19 protein-coding genes are annotated in these 22,247 nt (G+C 61.1%); 10 read left to right on the top strand and 9 right to left on the bottom strand.

Annotated features, from left to right (window positions below; translation table 11 throughout):
• Nucleotides 1-38: 38 nt before the first annotated feature.
• From ACN0X7_RS02235 to ACN0X7_RS02220, 4 genes are read right to left on the bottom strand one after another with little or no spacing between them, the layout of a single operon-like run.
• The gene (locus ACN0X7_RS02235) at nt 39-1,601 is read right to left on the bottom strand and encodes an argonaute/piwi family protein (RefSeq protein ID WP_417513645.1); all 1,563 of its coding nucleotides are present in this window, start codon (nt 1,599-1,601) and stop codon (nt 39-41) included.
• Nucleotides 1,591-3,018: a toll/interleukin-1 receptor domain-containing protein gene (locus ACN0X7_RS02230; protein ID WP_417513643.1), complete on the bottom strand. Its 1,428-nt coding sequence runs from the start codon at nt 3,016-3,018 to the stop codon at nt 1,591-1,593. Before ACN0X7_RS02230 ends, ACN0X7_RS02235 begins: the two co-directional genes overlap by 11 nt.
• Nucleotides 3,015-3,926, bottom strand: coding sequence for a nucleotidyl transferase AbiEii/AbiGii toxin family protein (locus ACN0X7_RS02225; RefSeq protein ID WP_417513641.1), 912 nt, complete (start codon nt 3,924-3,926; stop codon nt 3,015-3,017). Before ACN0X7_RS02225 ends, ACN0X7_RS02230 begins: the two co-directional genes overlap by 4 nt.
• Entirely contained in the window at nt 3,916-4,539 is a 624-nt protein-coding gene (locus tag ACN0X7_RS02220; protein WP_417513639.1) for a type IV toxin-antitoxin system AbiEi family antitoxin domain-containing protein, read from the bottom strand. The genes ACN0X7_RS02225 and ACN0X7_RS02220 overlap by 11 nt, the downstream gene beginning before the upstream one ends.
• A gap of 192 nt (nt 4,540-4,731) precedes the next feature.
• Here ACN0X7_RS02220 and ACN0X7_RS02215 point away from each other — a divergent pair, with 192 nt between their 5' ends.
• Together ACN0X7_RS02215 and ACN0X7_RS02210 are read left to right on the top strand one after the other, a co-directional pair.
• Entirely contained in the window at nt 4,732-5,952 is a 1,221-nt protein-coding gene (locus tag ACN0X7_RS02215) for a hypothetical protein (protein ID WP_417513637.1), read from the top strand.
• Nucleotides 5,953-6,128: 176 nt separating this feature from the next.
• Complete coding sequence (locus tag ACN0X7_RS02210; protein ID WP_417513635.1) at nt 6,129-7,283, top strand: reverse transcriptase family protein; 1,155 nt, start codon at nt 6,129-6,131, stop codon at nt 7,281-7,283.
• 73 nt (nt 7,284-7,356) lie between these two features.
• Here ACN0X7_RS02210 and ACN0X7_RS02205 read toward each other — a convergent pair whose 3' ends face one another.
• Together ACN0X7_RS02205 and ACN0X7_RS02200 are read right to left on the bottom strand one after the other, a co-directional pair.
• Entirely contained in the window at nt 7,357-8,424 is a 1,068-nt protein-coding gene (locus ACN0X7_RS02205; RefSeq protein WP_417513717.1) for a hypothetical protein, read from the bottom strand.
• A gap of 151 nt (nt 8,425-8,575) precedes the next feature.
• Nucleotides 8,576-9,898, bottom strand: a complete 1,323-nt coding sequence (locus tag ACN0X7_RS02200; protein WP_417513633.1) for a tyrosine-type recombinase/integrase — start codon at nt 9,896-9,898, stop codon at nt 8,576-8,578.
• Nucleotides 9,899-10,288: 390 nt separating this feature from the next.
• Here ACN0X7_RS02200 and ACN0X7_RS02195 point away from each other — a divergent pair, with 390 nt between their 5' ends.
• The 3 genes from ACN0X7_RS02195 (at nt 10,289) to ACN0X7_RS02185 (ending at nt 12,143) form a co-directional block, all read left to right on the top strand.
• A complete protein-coding gene (locus ACN0X7_RS02195; protein ID WP_417513631.1) occupies nt 10,289-10,891 on the top strand; it encodes a DedA family protein in 603 nt (200 codons plus the stop codon).
• Between the two features lie 125 nt (nt 10,892-11,016).
• Nucleotides 11,017-11,391: a hypothetical protein gene (locus ACN0X7_RS02190; protein WP_417513629.1), complete on the top strand. Its 375-nt coding sequence runs from the start codon at nt 11,017-11,019 to the stop codon at nt 11,389-11,391.
• Between the two features lie 290 nt (nt 11,392-11,681).
• A complete protein-coding gene (locus tag ACN0X7_RS02185) occupies nt 11,682-12,143 on the top strand; it encodes a thiol-disulfide oxidoreductase DCC family protein (RefSeq protein WP_417513627.1) in 462 nt (153 codons plus the stop codon).
• Between the two features lie 37 nt (nt 12,144-12,180).
• On the opposite strand, the gene ACN0X7_RS02180 is transcribed toward ACN0X7_RS02185, so the two are convergent.
• From ACN0X7_RS02180 to ACN0X7_RS02170, 3 genes are all read right to left on the bottom strand, one after another.
• The gene (locus ACN0X7_RS02180; protein ID WP_417513625.1) at nt 12,181-13,101 is read right to left on the bottom strand and encodes a DMT family transporter; all 921 of its coding nucleotides are present in this window, start codon (nt 13,099-13,101) and stop codon (nt 12,181-12,183) included.
• 61 nt (nt 13,102-13,162) lie between these two features.
• On the bottom strand, nt 13,163-13,621 hold the full coding sequence (locus ACN0X7_RS02175; RefSeq protein WP_417513623.1) for a DUF302 domain-containing protein: 459 nt from the start codon (nt 13,619-13,621) through the stop codon (nt 13,163-13,165).
• A gap of 100 nt (nt 13,622-13,721) precedes the next feature.
• Nucleotides 13,722-14,492, bottom strand: a complete 771-nt coding sequence (locus ACN0X7_RS02170; RefSeq protein WP_417513621.1) for an enoyl-CoA hydratase/isomerase family protein — start codon at nt 14,490-14,492, stop codon at nt 13,722-13,724.
• Between the two features lie 202 nt (nt 14,493-14,694).
• Here ACN0X7_RS02170 and ACN0X7_RS02165 point away from each other — a divergent pair, with 202 nt between their 5' ends.
• The 5 genes from ACN0X7_RS02165 (at nt 14,695) to ACN0X7_RS02145 (ending at nt 22,196) form a co-directional block, all read left to right on the top strand.
• Nucleotides 14,695-15,231 (top strand): peroxiredoxin, encoded by a 537-nt coding sequence (locus ACN0X7_RS02165; RefSeq protein ID WP_417513619.1) that lies wholly within the window; start codon nt 14,695-14,697, stop codon nt 15,229-15,231.
• A gap of 109 nt (nt 15,232-15,340) precedes the next feature.
• Nucleotides 15,341-16,462 carry a DNA-processing protein DprA gene (dprA, locus tag ACN0X7_RS02160; RefSeq protein ID WP_417513617.1) on the top strand — a complete coding sequence of 374 codons (1,122 nt, stop codon included), beginning with the start codon at nt 15,341-15,343 and terminating at the stop codon, nt 16,460-16,462.
• A 104-nt stretch (nt 16,463-16,566) separates the two neighbouring features.
• A complete protein-coding gene (gene topA / locus ACN0X7_RS02155; protein WP_417513615.1) occupies nt 16,567-19,176 on the top strand; it encodes a type I DNA topoisomerase in 2,610 nt (869 codons plus the stop codon).
• A complete protein-coding gene (rnr, locus tag ACN0X7_RS02150; RefSeq protein ID WP_417513613.1) occupies nt 19,173-21,416 on the top strand; it encodes a ribonuclease R in 2,244 nt (747 codons plus the stop codon). The genes topA and rnr overlap by 4 nt, the downstream gene beginning before the upstream one ends.
• 75 nt (nt 21,417-21,491) lie before the next feature.
• Nucleotides 21,492-22,196: a histidine phosphatase family protein gene (locus tag ACN0X7_RS02145; protein ID WP_417513611.1), complete on the top strand. Its 705-nt coding sequence runs from the start codon at nt 21,492-21,494 to the stop codon at nt 22,194-22,196.
• Nucleotides 22,197-22,247: the final 51 nt, after the last annotated feature.

Below are 22,247 nucleotides of genomic sequence, written 5' to 3'. Positions count from 1 at the left end.
ACAGTCCGGCCCGTAGGGCGACGCCAGAATCCTCTTAGTCAGATATAATATTTGAAGGGAAGCTTCGGCTCACCTTCCATTGGTGCTGAGATGAGCACATCGCCCACAGCATTGGCGAAGCGGATTGTCACGGGAAGCCGGTCGTTGTGAAGGCATGAGTTGAAGTTGATTTTCGTAAGGCCGAGAACGTCGCTTAAAACGGTTTCCAGATCGCAATCACCGCGCAAGACACGAACCGATATCGGGTTTGGCGTCTCCGGTCCCATGTATGTGTCGAGGCGCGGAACGTAGCCCGACGTCCACAAAAGGGCATGGCGTTCGCCAATCTGTAACGCCGTCCCTCGGATCACCGGATACTCGCCCGGGCGATAGAGCTTTAGGTCGTCACGCGAGTCAGCGATCTGTACGCCAACGACATTCGTGTCTTGGCTGCATGCCGAAGAGAAGCCCTTCCACTCATCATCCGTAAAGGCGGATTTGGCATGAATGAAGAGTTCGGTTGGCGGGCCATCATGGAGGCGCGTATATTCTCCGACCACCATTTCGATGAGGTTCCTCGCAGCCGCCTCATCAAGATGAAACTGTTTTGTGTCCGTTTGAAACCACGGCCCGAGGGCGCCGCGAAAGACAACCCCCTCGCCGTCGGAGAGGAACATTTGGGCCGCGCAACAGGCGTGCTTTTTGTCGCTCGTCAACTCGCTGCGCTTGTAGACCAGCCCGACATAGCAAACGCCGGGGCGGACATTGGCCAGTTGCCAGGGCTTTCCGCCCGCCTTGTAGTAAGCGCCGGTTCCGAGTTTCCATGCGATTGTTGCCGGATCTTCGACCCGTCGGATCGGCATTCCGCTTTCGTGGCGAAAGTCGCCGGGAGCGAGGGTGGTTTCCCGGACGATCTGGGTCACGATGCGCTCTTTGAGCAAGCGTGCTTTCAGTTGGCGCCGGAAATGCGTGGCGTACTGATAGACTTCGGCTTCGCGCTCATCGTCGCCAAATAAGGTCGGTTGGCGCTGCAAGTCTCTCGCTTTGCGCTGCGTGAGGGTGACTTCGCCAGAAACGCGTTCGTCGCGCCTGACGGTCGATTTCGGGCGGCCAAGTTCGTAGACCTTCTCAGGTATCACGACGAACCAGAATTGGGGCGCGTTTTCGAGGCGGTTGTTTTCGGCGACGAGGCGCGAAACGAACATGTCGACCGTTTTGCGAACCGCCTCATGCCGATTTGCGATACGCAGCGTTTCGTCAATCTCGTCTGGATCAAGCGAGTCGATCAGACATGGCGGCTCGATGGGCCAATCAGCATTGAAGGCGGCGGCGAAACCGGGAAACGGGACATGTTGCGGTTCGACCGCGCGAGAGCGTGGTCCGGGCTCAGGGATGTCGATGAAGCCCGCCATCGACGCCGCCCATTTTTTGAAACGCGTGACGCCATCTTTTGTACCGATGACACCATAACGGATCGAAGGTAGTTGCGAGGAATCGCCGACCGGGCCGTAGAGGAACAGACCGTCGCGAGGATAGACGAGCTGTTGGCCGTGATGGAACTCCAGTGGCGGTTCCGGCAGGTGCAGCATGCTCGGCGTGAAGCGATATTTCTTAGTCTTCATCGTCGCCATCCTCGCCCCGATCATGTTCGTTCGGCGCGTCGAAGTCCTCCGGCTCCTCGTTGTCGCTCGGGTCATCCTCGTCACGTTCGGGGTCTTCCTCTGCGACTGGAAGACTTACAGGCACTTGCCACGTGATCGGCGGCAACCCCAGGACCAAGTCTTCTTCGGAGCTGACCGGCACAGCTAGCGCATTTTTTCCGTCAGCGAGCCAATGCAGAAACGCGAGCAACATGTCGCGCCAGCGAGCATTGCGCCAGGTCTTCGCGAAGGATCGACGAAGGCGATGCATCTTTGCTGGATCGTCGAAAGGTTTCTGGCCATCCTCTGTGAAAATCAGCCGGCTGACGACCCGAACGTGGCGCAAAGGCGCCGATCGCGCGGCGGCACTGACGCCGAAATGCCAGTTCATCTGGCGCTTTTCCGATCTGCCCTGAATTTGGCGGAGCCCTGAGATATCATCCCAGCGGAAACTGATTTTGTTGGTCGGCGCAACGTCGAGCGGCGCCCACCAGGCGAGCTGTGTCCCAGACATAGCGTAGGAACGAAGACCTCGCTCTGTGAACAGCGTTTCCAAGGCCTGTCTGGTGAGATCGCTGAACTGGTTGCGCGCATCGATGCGCTCGATGCCGATCTTGTCCCATCCCGTCTCAAGAAAGCCGGCGACACGGCGCTCACCCTTCGAGTCAAGTGGAAGGTTGCCGCCAAAATGGTCCTGCAGGTCGTGGATGCGTGCGAACGAAAGAAAGCCGCGCCGAAAAGGTTTGAGCGGCCATGGCGCATCCTTCATGGCGGCCTGTGCACGGCGCTCGGATATCTGCCCTCTGAATTCAGAGTAGCGGATCTTGTCCGGCAAACCATCAATCGACAGCCAATTGGAGATCAGACGCTCGGGTTGACGGGTGAGCGTCTTGGCGTGGAGGAGCTGAATGTCGCGCCAGATCGCCTCGCCATCTCTTGTGTTTTGTGGAACGTGATAGGTTTCTTGCAGGGTTTCCAGAAGCTCCGAGAGGCCGCGCGCCCAGCCCTTCGTGAAGTCAATGTACTGGGCATGGGCAATGAGGAATGGGGCTTCGAAGGGCTCCATTCTCAGGGGAATGATGAAGGCGTTGTCTTGGAGCTTTCGCGCAACGTCGGATGCGATCTGGATTTCATTACGAACGCCCTGTTTTTGGACGGCATTTGGATTGGCGACCAGCAGCATCTTGCAAGCGCGATGGCGCAGTGCGTGTTCGAGTTTGCGTTGCCAATCGTCGCCGCCTTTAAGTCGCAGAACATCCGCCCAGACTTCATAGCCCAGGGCTGAAAGCTTGGCGCCCAGCCAGATCGTGAATGCATTGTCTTCAGGGGCGGCATGACTGATGAAGATGGCTTCGCGCGGTTCGGCATCCGCCTCTTTGGATTTCGATGAAGCGGTCAAGTGTCACCGCCCGCGACCGTCCAAGGTCCGCCACGCTGCCAGGACTGCACCGGCTCTTTGGCCAGTACAGGGTCCAGAAATGCTCGCAAATTACCAATCACAGCAATGAGCGAAGCAGGCACCGCGCCCAGGCGGTCGCGTGTCACAAACGCCTGCCATTGCTTTTGTTTCTCACCAGCAAAGTCATCACTAAGCCCAACTGGGGTTTCATCCGGCCAAGGCGTTTTGCGTCGCTCAAAGGTCTTCTGAAAGGCGGACGCGAGCGACGCCGCATCAAATTCAAATGTTTGAGCGATCATCCAAAGATCGTAGAAGTCCTTCATCCGACTGTTGCCGATGCCAAGGGACACAATGGCTTCGGTTTTCTCGGCGACGACGGTTTCGGGCGGATAGGCGCGCAAGACCGGCGACGGCTGGTCAAGTAGGGCGGGATATTCAATTTCTATCGCGCTTGGCGTGACCGCGTCGCCAAAACCGACATCGATCTGGATCGGCACACGCGCACCGGCGATGACGGCGTTGGTTTTGACGCGCACACCGCCATACTCGGCCTCGTCCCTTATCGGTGTGGCTCGGATAGCGTCTACATCGAAGACCACGCCGTCTTCGGGTACAGCGGTGGCGCAGATGGTCCGTATGCTGGCGGCTATTTCAGTCGGCGCAGAATCACCGCGACCGAGCAGATCCAAATCGCGCGTAGGACGGAACGGATCATCGCGCCAAACGGCAAAGAGCATAGCGCCCTTCAAGATGAAATCGTCTCGCTTGTCCGAGACGCTGAGGCGATAGAGGAGCCGCTCCAGCGCATAGCGCGTCAATAAGATCTGGAAGTCCTGGTGTTCGGCACGCGCGCGGGCGAGCAAACGAGCGCGCACCGATGCGCCAATATTGTTGACTTCACGCGCCATCGGCCACCGTGGCTTCGACATAGGGACGCATGACCGTCCAGACACGAGCGGATCGCGCGAACTTCCAGAGCTGGTCTGGCGTCACGCGTTTGGCCCGGAGCCCTTCCCGAAGACTCTCGAGTGCGATGTCGAGACCAATCTTGTTGCGGTATCGGAAGCAGTCGACAATCGTCTTGGCGGGCTCGAATATCGGGACCGCAACCCCATCGATCTGATGGCGTTTAACGCCTTCCGACATGGCCTTGGTTCCAAATCGCACGAAACGGATAGGAGGATAGTCGACCTTTGGCTTCCAGCCGGTTCGGTCGATGGCCATCCATACCGCGGACGGCATCTGCAGGGTCATCTCATGGAATTGCAGCGCTGAGGTCAGGCAGATCACGCCTTTGGGCACCAGAGCCGAGGCTTCCGCGAAGTTGTGCTGCGGATCGGGCATGGCGCCAGAAAGCTGATAGAGACCGCGTGCAATGCGCTCGACTGCGCCATCTCGGACCAGGCGCGCAACGGTCTCGGCCCCAATGCCTGCGTCGCGGAATTCACGCATGCGGACAAGGCCCTTTTCACCCAGGAGGGCGCAGGCGGTTTCGCGTTGGGTCTTGGGCGAGAGTGACATTTACTCTGCTTTCATCGATAAGTGCAGAGGTTTTATCACATGACTGATAGGAGCTCAAACTGATTCCGGCCATGTCGAGAGGCCGCGAAGCCATGTGACGAATCCTTGCATAAAACCCGAAACTGCAGAGGTTCTATCACATTGCCGAAAGATCCGCTAAGGTGCGAGCTGTGAACGATGATGGGTGGATAGGTGTCGAGATTCTCTGAAAGCGATATTGCGGAACGCTGGTTGGACCGCTTTTCAGGAACGGATCGAGAGATAGCCGCCAGCCTCATTGACGAGGTGCTCCTCGTCAGCGCGGGCGAGTTGGCAAACGGCATCAAACGGATTTTTGACAAAATCCAAGCTGAGCATGGAAACAAGGGACCGCTCGCCTTCTACGCAGAACGCGAAGTGGAGTGGGACAAGAACCAAGTCTTGCCCATCTTCCCTGGTGCCCGGGACGGTCGCGCGGTCGGCAAAGGCCCGGCACCAATTCCCTTCGATCCCAATCGCCCCGAGGTCGGAAGCGAAGGCCTGATCGCGAATCTCATCACAAACTACTGTCGCCAGCATGGCCGACAGATGCTCAACCATCCGGGTCCGGACTTCCTGCGCGGGCGCAAAGCCGGCCCGATTGTTATCGTTGCTGATTTCATCGGATCAGGGCAGCGGGTCTGGGAGATGCTCGAGGCATTTCGTGCTGTTGCCTCCGTTCGAAGTTGGCGCTCCTATCACCTGATCGATTTCTACGTCGTCGCGTATTCGGGCACCGAGGAAGGTTTGCGCCACGTACGATCAAACCGCTTGCGGCCCAAGGTGCTGACGGTGACGGGATGTCCGACGATCGACACCGCGTTCCGCAAGCCGACGCGCGACGCTGTGAGGCAATTGTGCCGGACTTATCCTCCTAATCACAACCGGCCCCTTGGTTATGGTTGGGCGGGAGCGCTGATTGCGTTCGAGCATGGCGTGCCGAACAATGCTCCGCCCATCCTACATAGCGGATGGGGCAAATGGGAACCGCTATTCCAGCGGCGAAGCACCATCGCAGCCAAAGGAGAATTTCCAAGCACGAACCGTGAGGAACTCGCTGCGCGTGCTGAGCAGTTGCTTCGTATCCGCGATGCCCAGACTTATCTGTCCGACTCGCGTGGTCGCCGATGGATCAAAACGATGCTGGTGTTGGCGGCGATCGAGGCGGGCGCGCGCTCCCGCGCACAGATATCGGCGCATAGCAGACTAAAGCTTGAGACGGTCCGAGAAATCGTCGACTTCACCGAAATCGCGCGTTGGACGACGCGAAAGCTGACATTGTCTGCGCTCGGACGATCCGAGCTTCGGCGGCTGAAACGACGCCGGGCGCGCAGCCCCGTCCTTCCAAAGCCGAACAAACCCTTCTACTATCCCACCCAGTTGAGGGCTCGGTGACGGGGTCTAGAAATGCGCTGCTTCGGCAGCGACGGGTCCCTTGGGGGCCTGGAACGTCGGATTTCCGACGTTCGTTAAGAGGAGCGGAGTATTCACGCTGCGCGATACTGCACGTCACGTCTGGCGGTGTCTTGGCCGCGACGCGCAGTACCACCCACCCGGGTGGGTCAAAGTAGATGCCAACGCCGAACCCTCAACGCTATCGCTCTCAGGGACGTCGCGAAGGTGTCGATGAGACGGTACTCGACAATGCGGTGGCGACCTTCGAGCGGATTCGCGCTGTTGATTCCAGGATCACGCCGGTCCTGACGCTCAGACACCTCAGCTATCTGACCGATATTCCGTTCCTGCATCTTCGAGATCTGGTAGCGCGGCGCGTGCATCGGCCTTACAAATTCTTCTATCTCAAGAAACGTATTCCGGGCCGAAATCGCGTTCGCATGATCAGCGTTCCAAATGCGACGTTAATGTGTCTTCAGAGATGGATCGTCGACAACATCCTCCAATTCACGCGGCCACATGCCGCCAGTTTCGCGTTCCACCCCGACTGTCGGCCTTATGAAGCGGCGGCGGAACATTGCGGATGCGCCTGGTTGCTCAAGATCGATCTCGAAGAATTCTTTCACACTGTATCGGAAGGGCGCGTCGCCGCAGTCTTCGAGGGTTTGGGGTTCCCGCGCCTCCTTTCCTTCGAACTCGCAAGATTGACGACGGTTGCCTGCGAACGACCCGGACCGCGACCTGACCCAGCAGACCGTTGGCCGGCAATTCCGCACTACCAGTGCGAGCATGAAGGAATGCTTCCCCAAGGCGCGCCGACGAGTCCGATGCTCGCCAACCTGGCTATGTTGAAGGCGGACGAGATCTTGAGCGCGCTCGCTGAGGAACACGGGATGACCTACACAAGGTATGCCGATGACTTGGCGTTCTCGTGCGGCGATGAAAACGACATTGAGCACGTCCGGCGCTTCAAGCGCTTGGTTTTGGAGAAGCTCAATGAGTCAGGGTTTCGGCCCAACCACAGGAAAACGGTCATTCGCGGACCAGGGACGCGGCGAATTGTTCTGGGCATGTTGGTAGATACCGAGCGGCCGCGATTGCCGCGCGAATACAAAGATAACATCCGCATGCATCTGCATTATCTTGGCTCCGCGTCGTATGGACCGTCCGTTCATGCTGCCTCACGGAAGACATCGGTGTCCGGTATCTTTCACCACGTCCGTGGCTTGATCGCTTGGGCCGAGACCGTTGAGCCGGACTATGGCGCACGCGCATTGGAAAGTTTCAACTCAGTTGATTGGCCCCCGCTGGAACCGCAACAATTGCGTTGATTCACGAACACCGTCTTTGTGTATGCATGCAAACCTTTGGTTCAGAATTTTTTCGATCGGGATCCAGTCGCGATCAACGATGCCCCCGCGCAGGATCAACGAAATTAGCAGCAAAGTAATCGATTGCTTCAGATGCTTGCGTGCCGCGACGAAACTCCTTCTGCTCCTCGAAGTCGAGGCTCGGCGTTAGATGGATAAATTGATTGTCCGCGTACAACGACATCAGGCCATCGGGGTCGATGCCGTTCTTGCGATGGCCAGTCATCACCATAGCGGCCTCAATTGCAGCTCCAATCATCACGTCCGCGATTTGAACAGCTGGACTGGCTTTTGAATCAACCTGACGGACCTCCGTTAGTTTTAGCGGAAACTTGAAGCTAGCTATCTTTGTCTGTTTGAGTTCGATCTCGTCTTCATGGGCGATCAACTGATGCAAGAGTGAGTTATATGTCGCCAAGTTCTTGGAGCGGTCATGCTCGACCCTGTATGGCGCATCGGACATCACCTCCATCCGGCTGATCAGTGATTGCAGCACGATTAGCGCTGCGTCTGTGTCAACGCCCGGATTAGCTACTGCCGACAGGCATTCAGGAGCGGCATATTGGGCAAGTGGTCCAAGTGCCTCAGGGAACTGATGCCATGCTGTCTCACGAGTGGCATCGATGAGGGCATGAAGGGCACTAGCGTCTTTTTCTTTGACCGCATGCTGGAAGGCGGCGAGCATTTTGTCGAATTGTGGATCGCCTAGCAGCGTACGCCCGGTAATCGCGAGCAGCGATGCCATGGCATAGTTCTGACCGTCTTTGTAGAAGTCGTGCCCTCGCTCGTAATACCAAGGTTCGACGGCGTAATCGCAAAACATCAGAATTAGCAAAAACCGTTTGTCACAGACATAGGTGACGCTCTTGTGGTCAGCCAACAGATCGCGCAACAGCGCGAGCAAACGGGGGCGATTGCCAGAGCGGCGGGAGAGAGCTCGGTACTTTAGCTCGCTCGCCTGCAGTTTGGGGAAATGTTCACCGATTAGTCGTGCAGCATCGTCGTCGCTTATGGCTATGGCCGCTGCGCCTTGGAAGGGCTGGTCAGCGTTGAGCAGGTCGAAACCAGTATAGCCGCTCTCATCGATCCTGTAGCATTCCATATGACGATTAGACGCAACCGGCTCGCGGTTAGCAAGCAATTGAGCTGGCATTGTCTGATGCGGCCCTAACCGTCAGATATGACGTTTAGCGTGAGATTAGCTGCCAAATATGACGGTTAGCGATCCGAATGGTGGTGATTGATAGGGTCGGCTAAGTGCACGGCCGCGCGTCGTTTAGCATGTCATTGATAGCGGTCCGTCGTGTCTGCCGGTCAAGCGTGTACGTATTTCGTCTGAACTCGACCCCTTCAAGAAGCGCCTTCACATAGCCCGACACCGTATCGGCGGCCATGATCAAGGTTGAATCCAGTGTGTGAACGTACTTGCTCGTGACCGACCCTTTGGCATGACCAATGAGCGCGGCGATGGTGATCTCTGTAAATCCGAGGTCGTTGGCGATGCTGGCGAAGCTGTGCCGAAGAACGTGGGGTGTGACATCCCAGAGTGGCGTGTCCGCGAAGAGCTTCTTCCAGCTTTGCGGAAAGTTTCCGACGGCGTTGTCTTCGCCCTGGCCTGGGAAAACATAGGTGCCATCCCGTTTCAGGCGGGCGGCCTCAAGATAGTCGATGACCGGAAGGCCGACCGGTCGCACGGATGCGCCTTCCTTGCTGTCTTTCAGACGCAGGCAACTGCCTTCGATATCGACCTCGCTCCACCGCAGACTGATGATCTCGCCACGCCTACAGCCGGTCAGGGCGATGAGACGGAGGATCTCGGTGTGTATGCCGAAGTGGCTGTCATGCTGCACGTCCTTAAGAATGCGACCCAGCGTCCGGTACTCCGCTTCACTCAGTCGTCGATCGCGCACCTTGTATCGCGGCTTTTTTAGGCCGTGGGTCGGGTTCTGGTCGATGATCCCGGCTTCGATTGCGTAAGTGAAGATGCCGCCGAGGAGGCCTATGGTGCGGATGGCAGTGCCACGTCCGCCGCGCACGATCGCTTTGCCGCGGAGCTTCTCCGTCTTCATCACGACGCGCGTCTTTCCGGCGATGATGTCCTTCATCAAATTGTTCATGTCCGGTTTGGTGATGTCCTTGATCCTCCGCGTGCCGAGCAAGGGGATGATGTGACGGCGGATGCGACCGACGTCTGTCGCGACGGTGGTCGCTTTCTTGGGACGACCGCCTTTTCCGAGAACCAAGCCTGCCTCCATATCGGCGATGTACTGCTCGCAGAGCTCCCGAACGGTCACGGCGCGGCGCTCCTCCTCACGCTCGGCAGCGGGGTCTTCTCCCTGAGCGATCTGGCCGAGCAATGCCTTTGCTTCACGACGTGCCGTTTCGGGTGTCCACACACCATGGATTCCTATCGTGTAGCGCCGGGATCGACCTTTTGCTCTATACTGGATGAGGTAGCTACGCTTCCCTGAGGGATAGACACGAAGACCGAAACCTGGCAGCTCGTCATCCCAGATAACGTGGCCTTTGCTCCGCGGCTCGACTGCCTCTACAAACCGTTTGGTCAGTTTGGTCATGCTCCCGTCCTTCGGAAGCCCCGATTTCGAGTAAGCACCACGCAAGCACGCGGACGGAAATCAAGGCGTATTCTCGGATAGAGACTTCGGAGCTTCGTTTCTGAAAAGCAATATATTCCAGGTGGTTATCGTGCTCTGGCGCGCCCTATCGTGCAATTCGGATGGGTCCTTAAACCAACTCCGAAGGCAGAGGTCGCAGGTTCGAATCCTGCCGGGTCCGCCACGATTTCCCGTATCTCGCCCAATTCGCTCAGCTCACCCGCTCCGACGGGCGACGGGGGCGCGCACCGGATTTACCCGTCTCTGCCTTGCTCCCGCTGACGGGGGCACCATGTTGCTCTCAACGATGTATCGACATGGCATGCAGACAGCATGATGGGGAGCCGGTGAATGGAAGCCTTTCTTGACCTGCTGTCGCAATACGGCCCCTGGATCTATGCGCTTCTGTTTTTCTACTGCGCCCTGAAGAGCGGCGCGCTGCCGCTGTTCGGCGGCTATGCGGCCTACGCCGGCGCGCTGGACCCGGTGGCGGTGGCGGTCGCCACGTTCGCGGGCGGTTATCTGGGCGATGAAATGCGGTTCGCACTGGCCCGCCGCCATGGTGCCGGCGTCATGGGCCGCCGCGCCTTCACCCGAAAGGCGATGCATCGCGCCCAGGCCCTGATGGCCCACTATGGCATCTGGTACATCTTCCTGTATCGCTACCCCAAGGGCATGCGGACCATCGGCGCACTGCCCGTCGGTCTCGGCGAGATGCCCTGGCGGATATTCTCACCCGTCAACGCGGCATCGGCGGCACTCTGGACGGGTCTGCTGGTGGGCGGCGGCTATTTCTTCGGCGGCATCATTGCCCGGGCCGTCGAGACCAACTGGGGCATCTTCAGCGTCGGCCTGCTGGTGATCTTCGTCGCCCTGGCCGCCCTCGGCTGGTGGCGGGTCAACCGGCTGGCACGCACCGGCCCCGGCGGCGCAGACGGCCTTCGGGAAACCTGATCCGGATCCGGGCTTGAGTGAAAATCGCCGTCGATTTCTCTGGAACGCTCTCGGATTAATGAACAGACTGCGATTTCGACTTGAATTCCCGGGCGGTCATTCGCAATTCCGGGATACCACGTGGCATGAACAGGGGAAAACAGATGAACGGGTTTCTGGCAACAGGCGTAGCGGCACTGACGATCGCAACGGCGGTCGTGGCGGCGGCGGGCACAGCCAATGCGCAGACAACGGCGGGAGCAGGGTGCACCGTGGCGCTGGAAGATCCCCGTCCGGCCTACACGCCGAACGGTATCCGGCTGGGTGACCTGGTCGGCGAGATCCGTGGCGACGACGAGGCCGTGACCGCCCATGTGATCGAATCCGGCAGCGGCCCCTACGGCATCATCAAGAGCCGCCATGCCCTGCCCCCGGAGTTCGTCACGATCGCCGCCGGACGCGCGCTGGTGAAGGTCCGCGGCACCGAGGACTTCGAAGGTTTCCCGAAACCGTCCTGCTAGGGCGGAAACAGTCTGAATGGAACCATTCAGACTGTTTTCAAGAATGGCAACTACCTGTGCGAGTTGCGTTATTTCGATTTCATGGTGATTCCATGAAAACGAAAAACGCTCTAGCCAGGCGTCATTCGACCTGCACGGATCAGGGGCTCCATCGCGACTGCGGCGGAGCCCTTTTTCCGTGTGCGTTGCAGTCGGACGGCGTATCGGTCGCAGCGTCAATCTGACGGGAAGCCGTGGACCCGGCCCGGGTTAGAGTGTGCAGGCTGAAGCAACCCCGGACGACATGCGACATGCGTCTTTCCGCCAGACCAGCCTACGCCTACCGCACCGATCCGAATGTGCCCGCGTTCGACGATCATGGCCCGGTGGTCTTCATGGACGGCGACTGTGCGCTCTGTTCCAGAGGTGCACGGTGGATTGCCAGACGGGATACCGATGAACGCTTTTCGATCTGCCCGATCCAGAGCCCGCTCGGGCAGGCCATGCTGATGCATTTCGACATCGATCAGACGGATCCGGAAACATGGATCCTGCTGCACGAAGGCAAGGGCTACACATCGCTTGACGCGATGATCCGCGTCGGTGCCCTGCTCGGCGGTCCGGGGCACCTGTTGACGGTGCTCGCCCCCCTGCCCCGGGCGTTTCAGGACTGGATCTACCGGCGGATCGCGAGAAACCGCTACGCGCTGTTCGGAAACACGGACATGTGCGCAATACCCGATCCCGAGCTGCGCAAGCGGCTGGTGCAATGAAGGCGCTGATCGTCGGCGGAACAGGCGAACGTGGACGCTATCTGAACTTCCGGAGCCCCTCCGGTTGTGCGGGTGCCATTGCCTGTGCCGCACGACGGCCGACCTTCTGTTCGCGGTAGAACGTATAGATGCCGGTCGCGACGACGATGGCGGCGCCGGCAAAGGTCAGAACGTCCGGCACGTGACCGAAGATGATGATGCCGGTCAGGATCGCCCAGATCAGGATCGTGTAGCGAAAGGGCGACACGAAGCCGACATCGCCGGTGCGCATGGCCGAGATCGAAAACAGGTAGCCGCCGATCAGGAAGCACGCGCCCACTGCCAGAAAGCCCAGCGGCGCGGCCTGAAGCGGTTTCCATTCGTAGAAGGGCAGCATGACGGCCCCCATGGTCGTGATGACGGCAGCCGTGATCATTGCCGCCAGAACGGAGGGGACGTCGCTGGACAACTGGCGGGTCAGCAGGTCCCGCAGGACGATGAATCCGACGGCGGCCAGCGCCCAGAAGGCGTGCGCGTCGAACCCCTGCAACCCTGGGCGTACGATGATCATCACACCGGCGAAGCCGACAAGGATGGCGCTGTAGCGCCGCCAGCCGACGCGCTCGCCCAGGAAGACGGCTCCGGCAAGCGCAACGGCCAGGGGCAGCGACTGCAGGATCGCGGTGGCGTTGGCGATCGGCATGTTGAACAGCGCTTGCAGGAAACAGTAAGTCCCGCCGACCTCGCCGATGATCCGGAAAACCAGGATCCGGCGGTCGCGCCGCCCGACGGCTTTCCGGAAAGCGCCCTTGCGCCACGCCAGCAGAACCAGCAGCGATGTCGCGACCAGACCGCGGAAGAAGATGGCCTGCGGCAGGCTCACTGCCTCCCCGGCCAGTTTGATCAGCGCGTCGTTGATGCCATACCCCGCCATGCAGAGCATCATCAGCGTGGCACCACGCATGTTTTCGCTGGTCATCTTCATGCTGCGATAAGGCGCGTGTCCCTATCGCGGTGCAAGCGGAATTCCCGAATGGCGCCTATTTGATCGCGGCATCCGTGAAATTGTCCAGCGCGCCGGCGATCTTCTTCAGCACCTCGTCGCGACCTTCAATAGCGTGACGCTGTTTCAGGTACATCGGATCATTGTACACCAGCCAGACCTTGCCATCGTCATCGCGATAGGCGACCGCTTTCTGGGGCAGGTCGATCGCCGTGGTCGCAGCGGCCTGCATCAGCGGCGTGCCCAGCTTCGGATTGCCGAAGATCAGCAGGCGTGTGGGACGAAGCGCCAGTTCCGCGCGTTTCGCACCGGCGCTGTGATCGATATCCGCAAAGATGGTCAGCCCCTTGGATTCCAGGGCGGCCTTCAGCTTGTCGATGGTCTGATAGACCCCGTTGGCGCTCTGCTTGCGGATCAGGCCATCTTCGGCCGCCGCAGCGACGGAACTCAGGCCCGCGATCATGCAGGCGGCGATCAGAAAACGTGCGAATTTCATCAGTTCTTCCTTTCGGTTTTCGGTTCCGATGCTGACGGAAAGAGATACCGGGGACAACCGCGGTGCCGTTCACAAGCGCTCTATCAGTTCATCGGAAACGCTATTCAGTGCCGCGTCGCCTCGCCTGGGCCTCCTTGAAGCGGGCGGCCCCCTCCCGGAACACGCCTGACGCGTTCAGCAACGCGTTCTGCTGTGCCCCCGCCGTCAGCGCCTCGGACAGCGGTGCGGTTCGCGCCAGGCGATGGTTTTCCTTGGTGAGCGCCATGGCTTCGCCATCGACCGCGAGCAGCCGGTCGATCCATGCCCCGGCCAGGGAGTCAATCGCGGCCTCATCATCCGAGATTTCATTGATCAGCCCCATCTGCCAGAGCCGCTCGGCACCGACCATGTCGCCGAACATGAGCAGTTCCAGCGCCATCCTGCGACCGACCAGATGCGTCAGGATCGGCGTGTTCACCGCCGCCGGGAACCCGTTTCGCATCTCGGCGGCACCGTACTGCGCGCCGGGTGTGGAGATCACGAAATCACACCCCATCGCCAACGTGAATCCGCCGGCGACAGCGTACCCTTCGACCACCGCCAGCGAGACCTTGCTGCTGCGGTCCAGCACCCGGAAGATGTCCGCCCAGAGCCTGTCCGTGGCCATGATCTCGGCCAGCGGTCGGGGTGCCATGTCGCCGGACAGATCGCGGCCCGCGCAGAAATTTCCCCCTGTTCCGCGGATCACGATCAACCGGCATTCGGGATCGGCATCGGCAGATATCACGGCGGCATGTATCGCCGCCGACAGCTCGGGCGTCAGGGCATTGCGACGTTCGGGCCTGTTCAGTGTGAGTCGCGTCGTTGCGGCTTCGCGGACGACATCCAGCATCCGGCGTCCTTCCCTGGTTGTACTTCGATGATCGCCGCATGATCCGCTTTCCGGGGGTGAAAGCGAAGCGCTGATTTCAGGCATTTACCCAGCTCGCCTCTCCATAAATTAAAATAATTCTAATTCGTATTGACGGTGAGCATGCGAGTCCCATATACGGCCTATCGAACAAAACGTTTCAAACTCAGACAGGAGAAACGACATGCGTGTCCCTTCCGTTACCTTCAAGACCCGTGTCCGCGACGAGTCCGTCGAAGGACCGAATCCCTTCCGCTGGCAGGACCGTACGACCGACGAGATCTTCAAGGGCCGGCGTGTCGTGCTCTTCGGCCTGCCGGGCGCATTCACGCCGACGTGCAGTTCGACGCATCTGCCCCGGTTCGAGGAACTGCACGAGACCTTCATGAAGGAAGGTATCGACGAGGTGATCTGCGTGTCGGTGAACGACGCCTTCGTGATGTATCAGTGGGGCAAGCACATCGGCGCTGAAAAGGTCACGCTGCTGCCCGACGGCACCGGCGAGTTCACGTCGAAGATCGGCATGCTGGTGAAAAAGGACAATCTCGGCTTCGGATATCGCAGCTGGCGCTATTCGATGCTGGTCGAGGACGGCGAGATCGTCGAAACCTTCGAGGAACCCGGCAAGGGCGATGACGTGGACGGCGATCCGTTCGAAATCTCCGGTGCCGACCATATGCTGGATGTCGTCCGGAAACGGAACAGCCAGAAGGCTGCCTGACGCCAGATCCGAACGCGATCAGAACAAGGCCTCCGCAAGTCATGCGGGGGCCTTTTTCTTGCCTCACTGCCCTCTTGGGCAAGCGCACAGCCAATGCGATAGTCCCGCCATGGACCATGCGGATACAGACAGGGAGCGCCTGGCGCGACTGCGCCTGATACGCAGTGAGAACGTCGGACCGGTGAATTTCGGGCGGCTGCTGGCCCGGTTCGGGTCGGCGGTCGATGCGTTGGATGCCCTGCCGGACATCGCGGCGAAGGCAGGACGCAGGAAGCTGAGGATCGCGACCGATGCCGAGGCCCAACGTGAATGGGAGGCCACCGAGAAGTTCGGCGCCCGGTTCCTGATGCTGGGCGACCCGCTCTATCCGCCCCTGCTCGCAGCCGCCGAGGGCGCACCGCCCGTTCTGGCCATACAGGGCGATATCAAGCATCTCTCCTCGCCCGCACTGGCCATTGTCGGCGCGCGCAACGCCTCCGCCAACGGGCGGGCGCTCTGCCGGAAGATCGCGGGTGAACTGGGGCGGGCCGGTCTGGTGATCGTGTCGGGTCTGGCGCGCGGCATCGATGCGGAAGCGCACGAGGCGAGCATCGAAACCGGGACGATCGCCGCGATTGCGGGCGGTATCGACGTCATCTATCCGCCCGAAAACCGGAAACTGCACGAGCGCATGGCCGTCGAGGGGCTGATTGTCGCCGAATCCCCGTTCGGCACGCAGCCCCGCGCCCGCCATTTTCCAAAACGCAACCGGATCATCTCAGGCCTGTCACAGGGCGTGCTGGTGGTCGAGGCGGCGCTCCGCTCCGGCTCGCTGATCACCGCGCGGCAGGCGGGGGAACAGGGACGCGACGTCTTCGCGATCCCCGGCTCACCGCTGGACCCCAGGGCGCGCGGTGCCAACCGGCTGATCCGCGACGGTGCACGTCTGGTCGAAAGCGCCGACGATATCCTGGAGGAACTGGGACCCCAGGACCTCTTCGTCCTGCGCGCGCCGACGGCATCACCGGAACCGCGGGCCATGCCGGCGTCGGAACCGCTGAAGCCCGGCGACGAGGATCAGGCGCGCCGCGCCATCCTGGAATCCCTGTCGGTCGAACCCACCGACGCCGACGCCCTGATCCGCGCCACCGGCCTGCCCGCACCGGTCTTCAATACGATCATGCTGGAACTGGAAATCGTCGGTCAGGTCCAGCGCCATGCGGGCAACCGGTATGCGCTCGAAAAGGCCTGACTGACCGTTCTGTGAAGACGCCCCGTTGACACGGATTCACCCTTTCCCCATTTTCCAGATCATCAACAGGGCCTCAGCGCCCTTCCTCCAGCATGTTGGAAATCATGGACGTCGTCGTCGTCGAGAGCCCCGCAAAAGCCAAGACCATCAACAAGTACCTGGGCTCCGGGTACAAGGTTTTGGCGTCGTTCGGGCATGTGCGCGACCTGCCGTCCAAGGACGGTTCGGTCCGGCCCGAGGAAGATTTCGAGATGACGTACGAGGCCGATCCCAAGTCGGCCAAGCATCTGAAAGCCATCGCCGATGCGGTCAAGGATGCCGACAAGCTGGTGCTGGCCACCGACCCGGATCGCGAGGGCGAGGCCATCTCCTGGCACGTGCTGGAAGCGCTGAAAAAGCGGCGTGCGATCAAGAAATCCGTCGAAGTCGAACGCGTTGTCTTCAACGAGATCACCAAGAAGTCGATCCTGAACGCGATGGAGAATCCGCGCGACATCGACATGGATCTGGTCAACGCGCAGCAGGCCCGGCGGGCGCTGGACTATCTGGTGGGCTTCACCCTCAGCCCGGTGCTCTGGCGCAAGCTGCCGGGCGCACGGTCGGCGGGTCGTGTGCAATCGGTCGCCCTGCGCCTGATCGTCGAACGCGAACTTGAGATCGAGAAGTTCAAGCCGCGCGAATACTGGTCGATCACGGCCCGGTTCAAATCGGAAGACGGCTCCGAATTCGAAGCCCGGCTGGCCCGTGTCGATGACGAGAAACTGGACCGGCTGAGCATTTCGACCGAAGCCGAGGCCAGGGCGCTGGTCGAACGCGCTCTGAAATCGAACTTCCGGGTCGGCGAGATCGAAACACGGCAGACCAGCCGCCGTCCCGCGCCGCCCTTCATCACCTCGACCCTGCAGATGGAGGCATCGCGCAAGCTGGGCATGGGCGCGCGGCAGACCATGCAGGTCGCGCAGAAACTGTACGAAGGCATCGAACTGGACGGCGAGACGGTCGGCCTGATCACCTACATGAGGACGGACGGCGTGCAGCTGGCCGCCGAAGCGATCGACGCCATTCGGGAGACCGTGAACGCCGAATACGGCACATCCTTTCTGCCCTCGCGCCCAAGGCACTATGAAACCAAGGCCAAGAACGCGCAGGAAGCCCATGAAGCGATCCGGCCGACCGACGCGTCGCGCACGCCGGCGCAGATGCGGCAGTTTTTGAGCGCCGAACAGCACAAGCTTTATGATCTGATCTGGAAACGCACGGTCGCCAGCCAGATGGCGGACGCGAGACTGGCCCAGACCGGCGTCGATATTCCCGGCGACGGCGGCAACATCGTGTTCCGCGCGACGGGCACGGTCGTCGAGTTTCCCGGTTTCCTGAAACTGTATGAGGAAGGCCGCGACGACGCGAAGGACGACGACGACGACAAGCGCCTGCCCAAACTGACCGAAGGCGACGGTCTGGAGCGCAAGGCCGTCGATCCGGCGCAGCACTTCACGCAGCCGCCGCCGCGCTATTCGGAAGCGACACTGGTCAAGCGCCTGGAGGAACTCGGCATCGGTCGTCCCTCGACCTATGCCTCGATCATCTCGGTGCTGCAGGACCGCGAATACGTGAAGCTCGACAAGAAGCGCTTCATGCCCGAGGACAAGGGCCGCGTCGTGACCGCGTTCCTGTCCAACTTCTTCCCGCGCTACGTGGAATATGATTTCACGGCCTCGCTGGAAGAGGAACTGGACGACATCACCTCCGCCAAGATCGAGTGGAAGGAGGTGCTGCGGCGCTTCTGGAAGGACTTCAAGGCGTCGGTGGACGACACCAAGGAACTGCGCATCACCGAGGTTCTGGATGCGCTGAACGATTTCCTCGCGCCGTCGCTGTTCCCGGAAAGGGAAGATGGCTCCAACCCGCGGGCCTGCCCCAACTGCGAAGGCGGTTCGCTAAGCCTGCGCCTGGGCAAGTTCGGCGCGTTCCTTGGCTGTTCGAACTATCCGGAATGCAAGTTCACCCGCCAGTTGGGCGGCAGCGAAAACGACCAGAAAGCCGCCATGGAAGGCGACCGCGAGATCGGCGTGGATCCGGCCACCGGCGAGATGATCTGGCTGAAGGTCGGCCCCTACGGCCCCTATCTCCAGCTCGGCGAGGCGGAAAAGGGCGGGCCGAAGCCCAAGCGCTGTTCCTTGCCCAAGGGTCTTGAACCGAACGACGTGGACCACGAACTGGCGATCAAGCTGATCGCCCTGCCGCGCGAGATCGGGCCGCATCCGGAATCGGGCAATCCGATCACCGCCGGCATCGGGCGTTACGGACCATTCGTCGAGCACGAGAAGAAATACGCGAACCTGCCCGACTGGCGCGAGGTGCTGGATATCGGCATCAACCGCGCCGTGACCGTGATCGCCGAGGCGAAGACGCGCGGCGGCCGGGCAGCCCCGAAGGCGCTGAAGGACCTGGGCGAGCACCCGGATGAAGGCGGCGAGATCAAGGTGCTGGAAGGCCGTTATGGACCTTACGTGAAGCACGGCAAGATCAATGCGACGATTCCGAAGGACATCGACCCGCAGTCGATTTCCATGGAGGAAGCCGTGCGGCTGATCGCGGAACGCGCCGCCAAGGCGGGCACCAGGAAGAAGGCTGCGCCGAAGAAGAGAGCGGCAGCCAAGAAGAAACCTGCCGCGAAGAAGAAGGCGGCACCGAAGAAAGCTGAGGGCGAGTGACCGACACCCCACTCCCGACGAAACAGGAAATCCGAAAGTTCATCGATGAGTCCGGCGGTACTGCCGGCAAACGCGAAGTCAGCCGTGCCTTCGGCATCAAGGGCCAGGACCGGATCTGGCTGAAGAAGATCATGAAGGAAGTGACAGCCGAGCGGGCGGTCGAGACCAAGGACAAGGGCCGCCCACCGGGCCGGCTGCCGCCCGTTTCAGTGATAACCATCGTCGAAACCACCCGCGACGGCGACATCCTGTGCCGTCCGACGACATGGGACGCAGACGCCGAAAGCCCGCGCATCGAACTGGATCCGGACACGGTGCGCGGTCCCTCCCCGAAGCCCGGCGACCAGTTCCTGTGCCGCCTGCACAAACGCCGCAGCGGCTACGAAGCCCGTGCCATGAAACGGCTGGAGATCACGCCGCGCACGGTCACCGGTGTGCTGCAGATGGTCGGTGCCGAAGGCCGCGTGCAGCCGACCAATCGCAAGCTGCGGCAGGAGATGCACATCAAGCCCGGCGATCTGGGCGGCGCGAAATCCGGCGATCTGGTGATCGTGGAGAGTCTTCCGGGCCGCCCCATGGGACCGCGGCTGGCGAAAGTCGTCGACGTGCTCGGCAGCTTCGACAGTCCGAAGGCCATCTCGCTGCTGGCCATCGAGAACCATGACATTCCCGACAGCTTCCGCCCCGAAGCGCTGGGTGAAGCCGCCGAAGCGCAGCCGGTCACCGGACTGAAGGGCCGTGTCGACCTGCGCGACATCCCGCTGATCACCATCGACCCGTCCGATGCGCGCGACCACGACGATGCCGTCTGGGCCGAAGCCGACACGGACCCGAAGAACGAGGGCGGTTTCCGCATCATCGTCGCCATTGCGGACGTCGCGCATTACGTCCGCCCCGGTTCGGCGCTGGACAAGGCGGCACAGGAACGGGGCGTATCCACCTACTTCCCCGACCGCGTATCGCCGATGCTGCCCGAAGCACTGTCTGCCGATCTCTGCTCGCTGATGCCCGGCGAAGTGCGGCCCGTGATGGCCGTCGATATGGTGATCGACCGCAATGGCCGGAAGCTGCGCCACAAGTTCATGCGCGGACTGATGCGCTCGGCCGGCAATTTCGCCTATGAAGCCGTACAGGCCGCGATAGAGGACCGTGAGATCGCCGATGGCATCGGACCACTGGTCGAGCCGGTTCTGAAGCCGCTCTACGGGGCCTATGCCGCGCTTGAGAAGGCACGCGCCAAACGTGGCACGCTGGACATCGAAATGCCCGAACGTCGCGCGGAGATCGGTGCGGACGGTTTCATCCGCGCCATCGTCCCGCGCGAGCGGCTGGACGCGCACAAGCTGATCGAGGAGATGATGATCCTCGCCAATGTCTGCGCGGCCGAGACCCTGGAGCGCCGCGGCAAACCCTGCGTCTACCGCATCCACGAGCCGCCCGACCGGGAGAAGCTGAAGGGGCTGAAGGAGATGCTGGACACCCTCGACATCCCCTTCACCATTGGCGAGAAGGTCGAGCCGAAGACCTTCAACCGCGTGCTGCACAAGGCGAAAGGCACCGACGCCGAAGCGATGATCAACGAGGCGGTGCTGCGCAGTCAGACACCCGCCTATTACGGCACCGACAATCAGGGTCATTTCGGACTGGCGCTCCGCCGCTACGCGCATTTCACCTCGCCGATCCGGCGCTACGCCGATCTGCTGGTCCATCGTGCTCTGATCGACGCGCTGAATGCCGGCAACGATGGGCTGGGCGCGATGAAGATTGAGGAGATCCAGGATCTCGCCGAGATGGTATCGGCACACGAACGCCGTGCGATGCTGGCCGAACGCGACGCCATGGACCGCTTCACCGCCGTCTTCATGCAGGATCAGGTCGGCGCGCAGTTCTCGGCGCGCATTTCCGGCGTCACCCGCGCCGGACTGTTCGTGACGCTGACCGAGACGGGGGCCTCAGGCCTCATCCCGATGCGCAATCTGGGCAGCGATTTCTACGACCTGGACGAAGACCGGAAGATCCTGCAGGGCCGGAGCACCGGCAACACCTACCGGATGGGGCAGCCTGTCAGCGTTCGCCTGAAGGAAGCGGCACCGGTCACCGGCGGCCTGCTGTTCGAAATGCTGAACCAGCCCGCGTCGAAGGCCCGGCCGGGCGGCCCGCGCAAACAGCAGGGGCGGCCGCGCAACCTGCCCAAGCGCGGCGGCAAACCGAGTCTGAAGAAGAAGAGCAAACGGCGGTAGCATGAACGTCACGATTGCCGGATGCACCTTTTTCAGAGCCCTGGAACGACCCAGCACCAAGGGGAGAAACCGATCATGACCGAACTGGGAGCCAACCGCCGACGCGTCTACCTGATGCGTCATGGCGACGTCCGCTACTATGACGATCAGGGCCAGCGCGTCGCAGACCCCGACAAGGTGCCGCTGACCGATCTGGGCCACAAGCAGGCCCGGGCCATGGGCAAGGCGCTGTCGGACATCGAATTCGATCGCGCTGTCTGCACGGGTCTGCTGCGCACGGTGCAGACAGCCGAAGGCGTGATGGAGGGGCGCGCCGAACCGAAGCTGGAGGTCATTCCCCGCCTGCGCGAGATCAAGTCGGGCGGCGGGCAGATGCTCAGCCGCGAACAGTCGCTGACGGACATGGTCTATGCATTCGAGCGGGCCGCCGAGCCTGGCATGCGTTTCGCGCTTGGCGAACCCTTTGCCGATTTCTACGCGCGGGTCAGCGAGGCGATCATGGAATTGCTGATTGAGGATGACTGGAACACGATGCTGCTGGTCGCCCATGGGGGCGTGAACCGCGCCGTGTTCTCATGGCTGACCGGCGGCGGACTGGAAGGCCTCGCACGGTTCGAACAGGACACCGCATGCCTCAACATCATCGATCTGGACGTGAAGGATGGCGAACTGGAGCGCTATTTCCTGCGTCTGATGAACTGGCGACCGGACGAGCCGTGGCGGCTGGCCGACCGGCGGACCAATCAGGAACGTTATTTCAGCCAGCGCGCCGATAGCTGACGCGGACGCTTGCCGCTGCGGTCGACGGGCGTTAGGTGTAGTTCCTGAGAT

Source organism: Minwuia sp. (assembly GCF_048263705.1).
Taxonomy (GTDB): Bacteria; Pseudomonadota; Alphaproteobacteria; order Minwuiales; family Minwuiaceae; genus Minwuia.
Note: the sequence above shows the minus strand (reverse complement) of the source record. Positions and strands in the feature narration are given on the sequence as shown.

What these genes read in the sequence shown, in the direction of transcription:
- ACN0X7_RS02200 (WP_417513633.1), bottom strand. Translation starts at nt 9,898, where the DNA reads ATGACCAAACTGACCAAACGGTTTGTAGAGGCAGTCGAGCCGCGGAGC.
- ACN0X7_RS02235 (WP_417513645.1), bottom strand. Translation starts at nt 1,601, where the DNA reads ATGAAGACTAAGAAATATCGCTTCACGCCGAGCATGCTGCACCTGCCG.
- topA (WP_417513615.1), top strand. Translation starts at nt 16,567, where the DNA reads ATGGACGTCGTCGTCGTCGAGAGCCCCGCAAAAGCCAAGACCATCAAC.
- ACN0X7_RS02170 (WP_417513621.1), bottom strand. Translation starts at nt 14,492, where the DNA reads ATGCTGGATGTCGTCCGCGAAGCCGCAACGACGCGACTCACACTGAAC.
- ACN0X7_RS02175 (WP_417513623.1), bottom strand. Translation starts at nt 13,621, where the DNA reads ATGAAATTCGCACGTTTTCTGATCGCCGCCTGCATGATCGCGGGCCTG.
- ACN0X7_RS02210 (WP_417513635.1), top strand. Translation starts at nt 6,129, where the DNA reads ATGCCAACGCCGAACCCTCAACGCTATCGCTCTCAGGGACGTCGCGAA.
- ACN0X7_RS02145 (WP_417513611.1), top strand. Translation starts at nt 21,492, where the DNA reads ATGACCGAACTGGGAGCCAACCGCCGACGCGTCTACCTGATGCGTCAT.
- ACN0X7_RS02185 (WP_417513627.1), top strand. Translation starts at nt 11,682, where the DNA reads ATGCGTCTTTCCGCCAGACCAGCCTACGCCTACCGCACCGATCCGAAT.
- ACN0X7_RS02195 (WP_417513631.1), top strand. Translation starts at nt 10,289, where the DNA reads ATGGAAGCCTTTCTTGACCTGCTGTCGCAATACGGCCCCTGGATCTAT.
- ACN0X7_RS02205 (WP_417513717.1), bottom strand. Translation starts at nt 8,424, where the DNA reads ATGGAATGCTACAGGATCGATGAGAGCGGCTATACTGGTTTCGACCTG.
- ACN0X7_RS02220 (WP_417513639.1), bottom strand. Translation starts at nt 4,539, where the DNA reads ATGTCACTCTCGCCCAAGACCCAACGCGAAACCGCCTGCGCCCTCCTG.
- ACN0X7_RS02180 (WP_417513625.1), bottom strand. Translation starts at nt 13,101, where the DNA reads ATGACCAGCGAAAACATGCGTGGTGCCACGCTGATGATGCTCTGCATG.
- dprA (WP_417513617.1), top strand. Translation starts at nt 15,341, where the DNA reads ATGGACCATGCGGATACAGACAGGGAGCGCCTGGCGCGACTGCGCCTG.
- ACN0X7_RS02190 (WP_417513629.1), top strand. Translation starts at nt 11,017, where the DNA reads ATGAACAGGGGAAAACAGATGAACGGGTTTCTGGCAACAGGCGTAGCG.
- ACN0X7_RS02225 (WP_417513641.1), bottom strand. Translation starts at nt 3,926, where the DNA reads ATGGCGCGTGAAGTCAACAATATTGGCGCATCGGTGCGCGCTCGTTTG.
- ACN0X7_RS02165 (WP_417513619.1), top strand. Translation starts at nt 14,695, where the DNA reads ATGCGTGTCCCTTCCGTTACCTTCAAGACCCGTGTCCGCGACGAGTCC.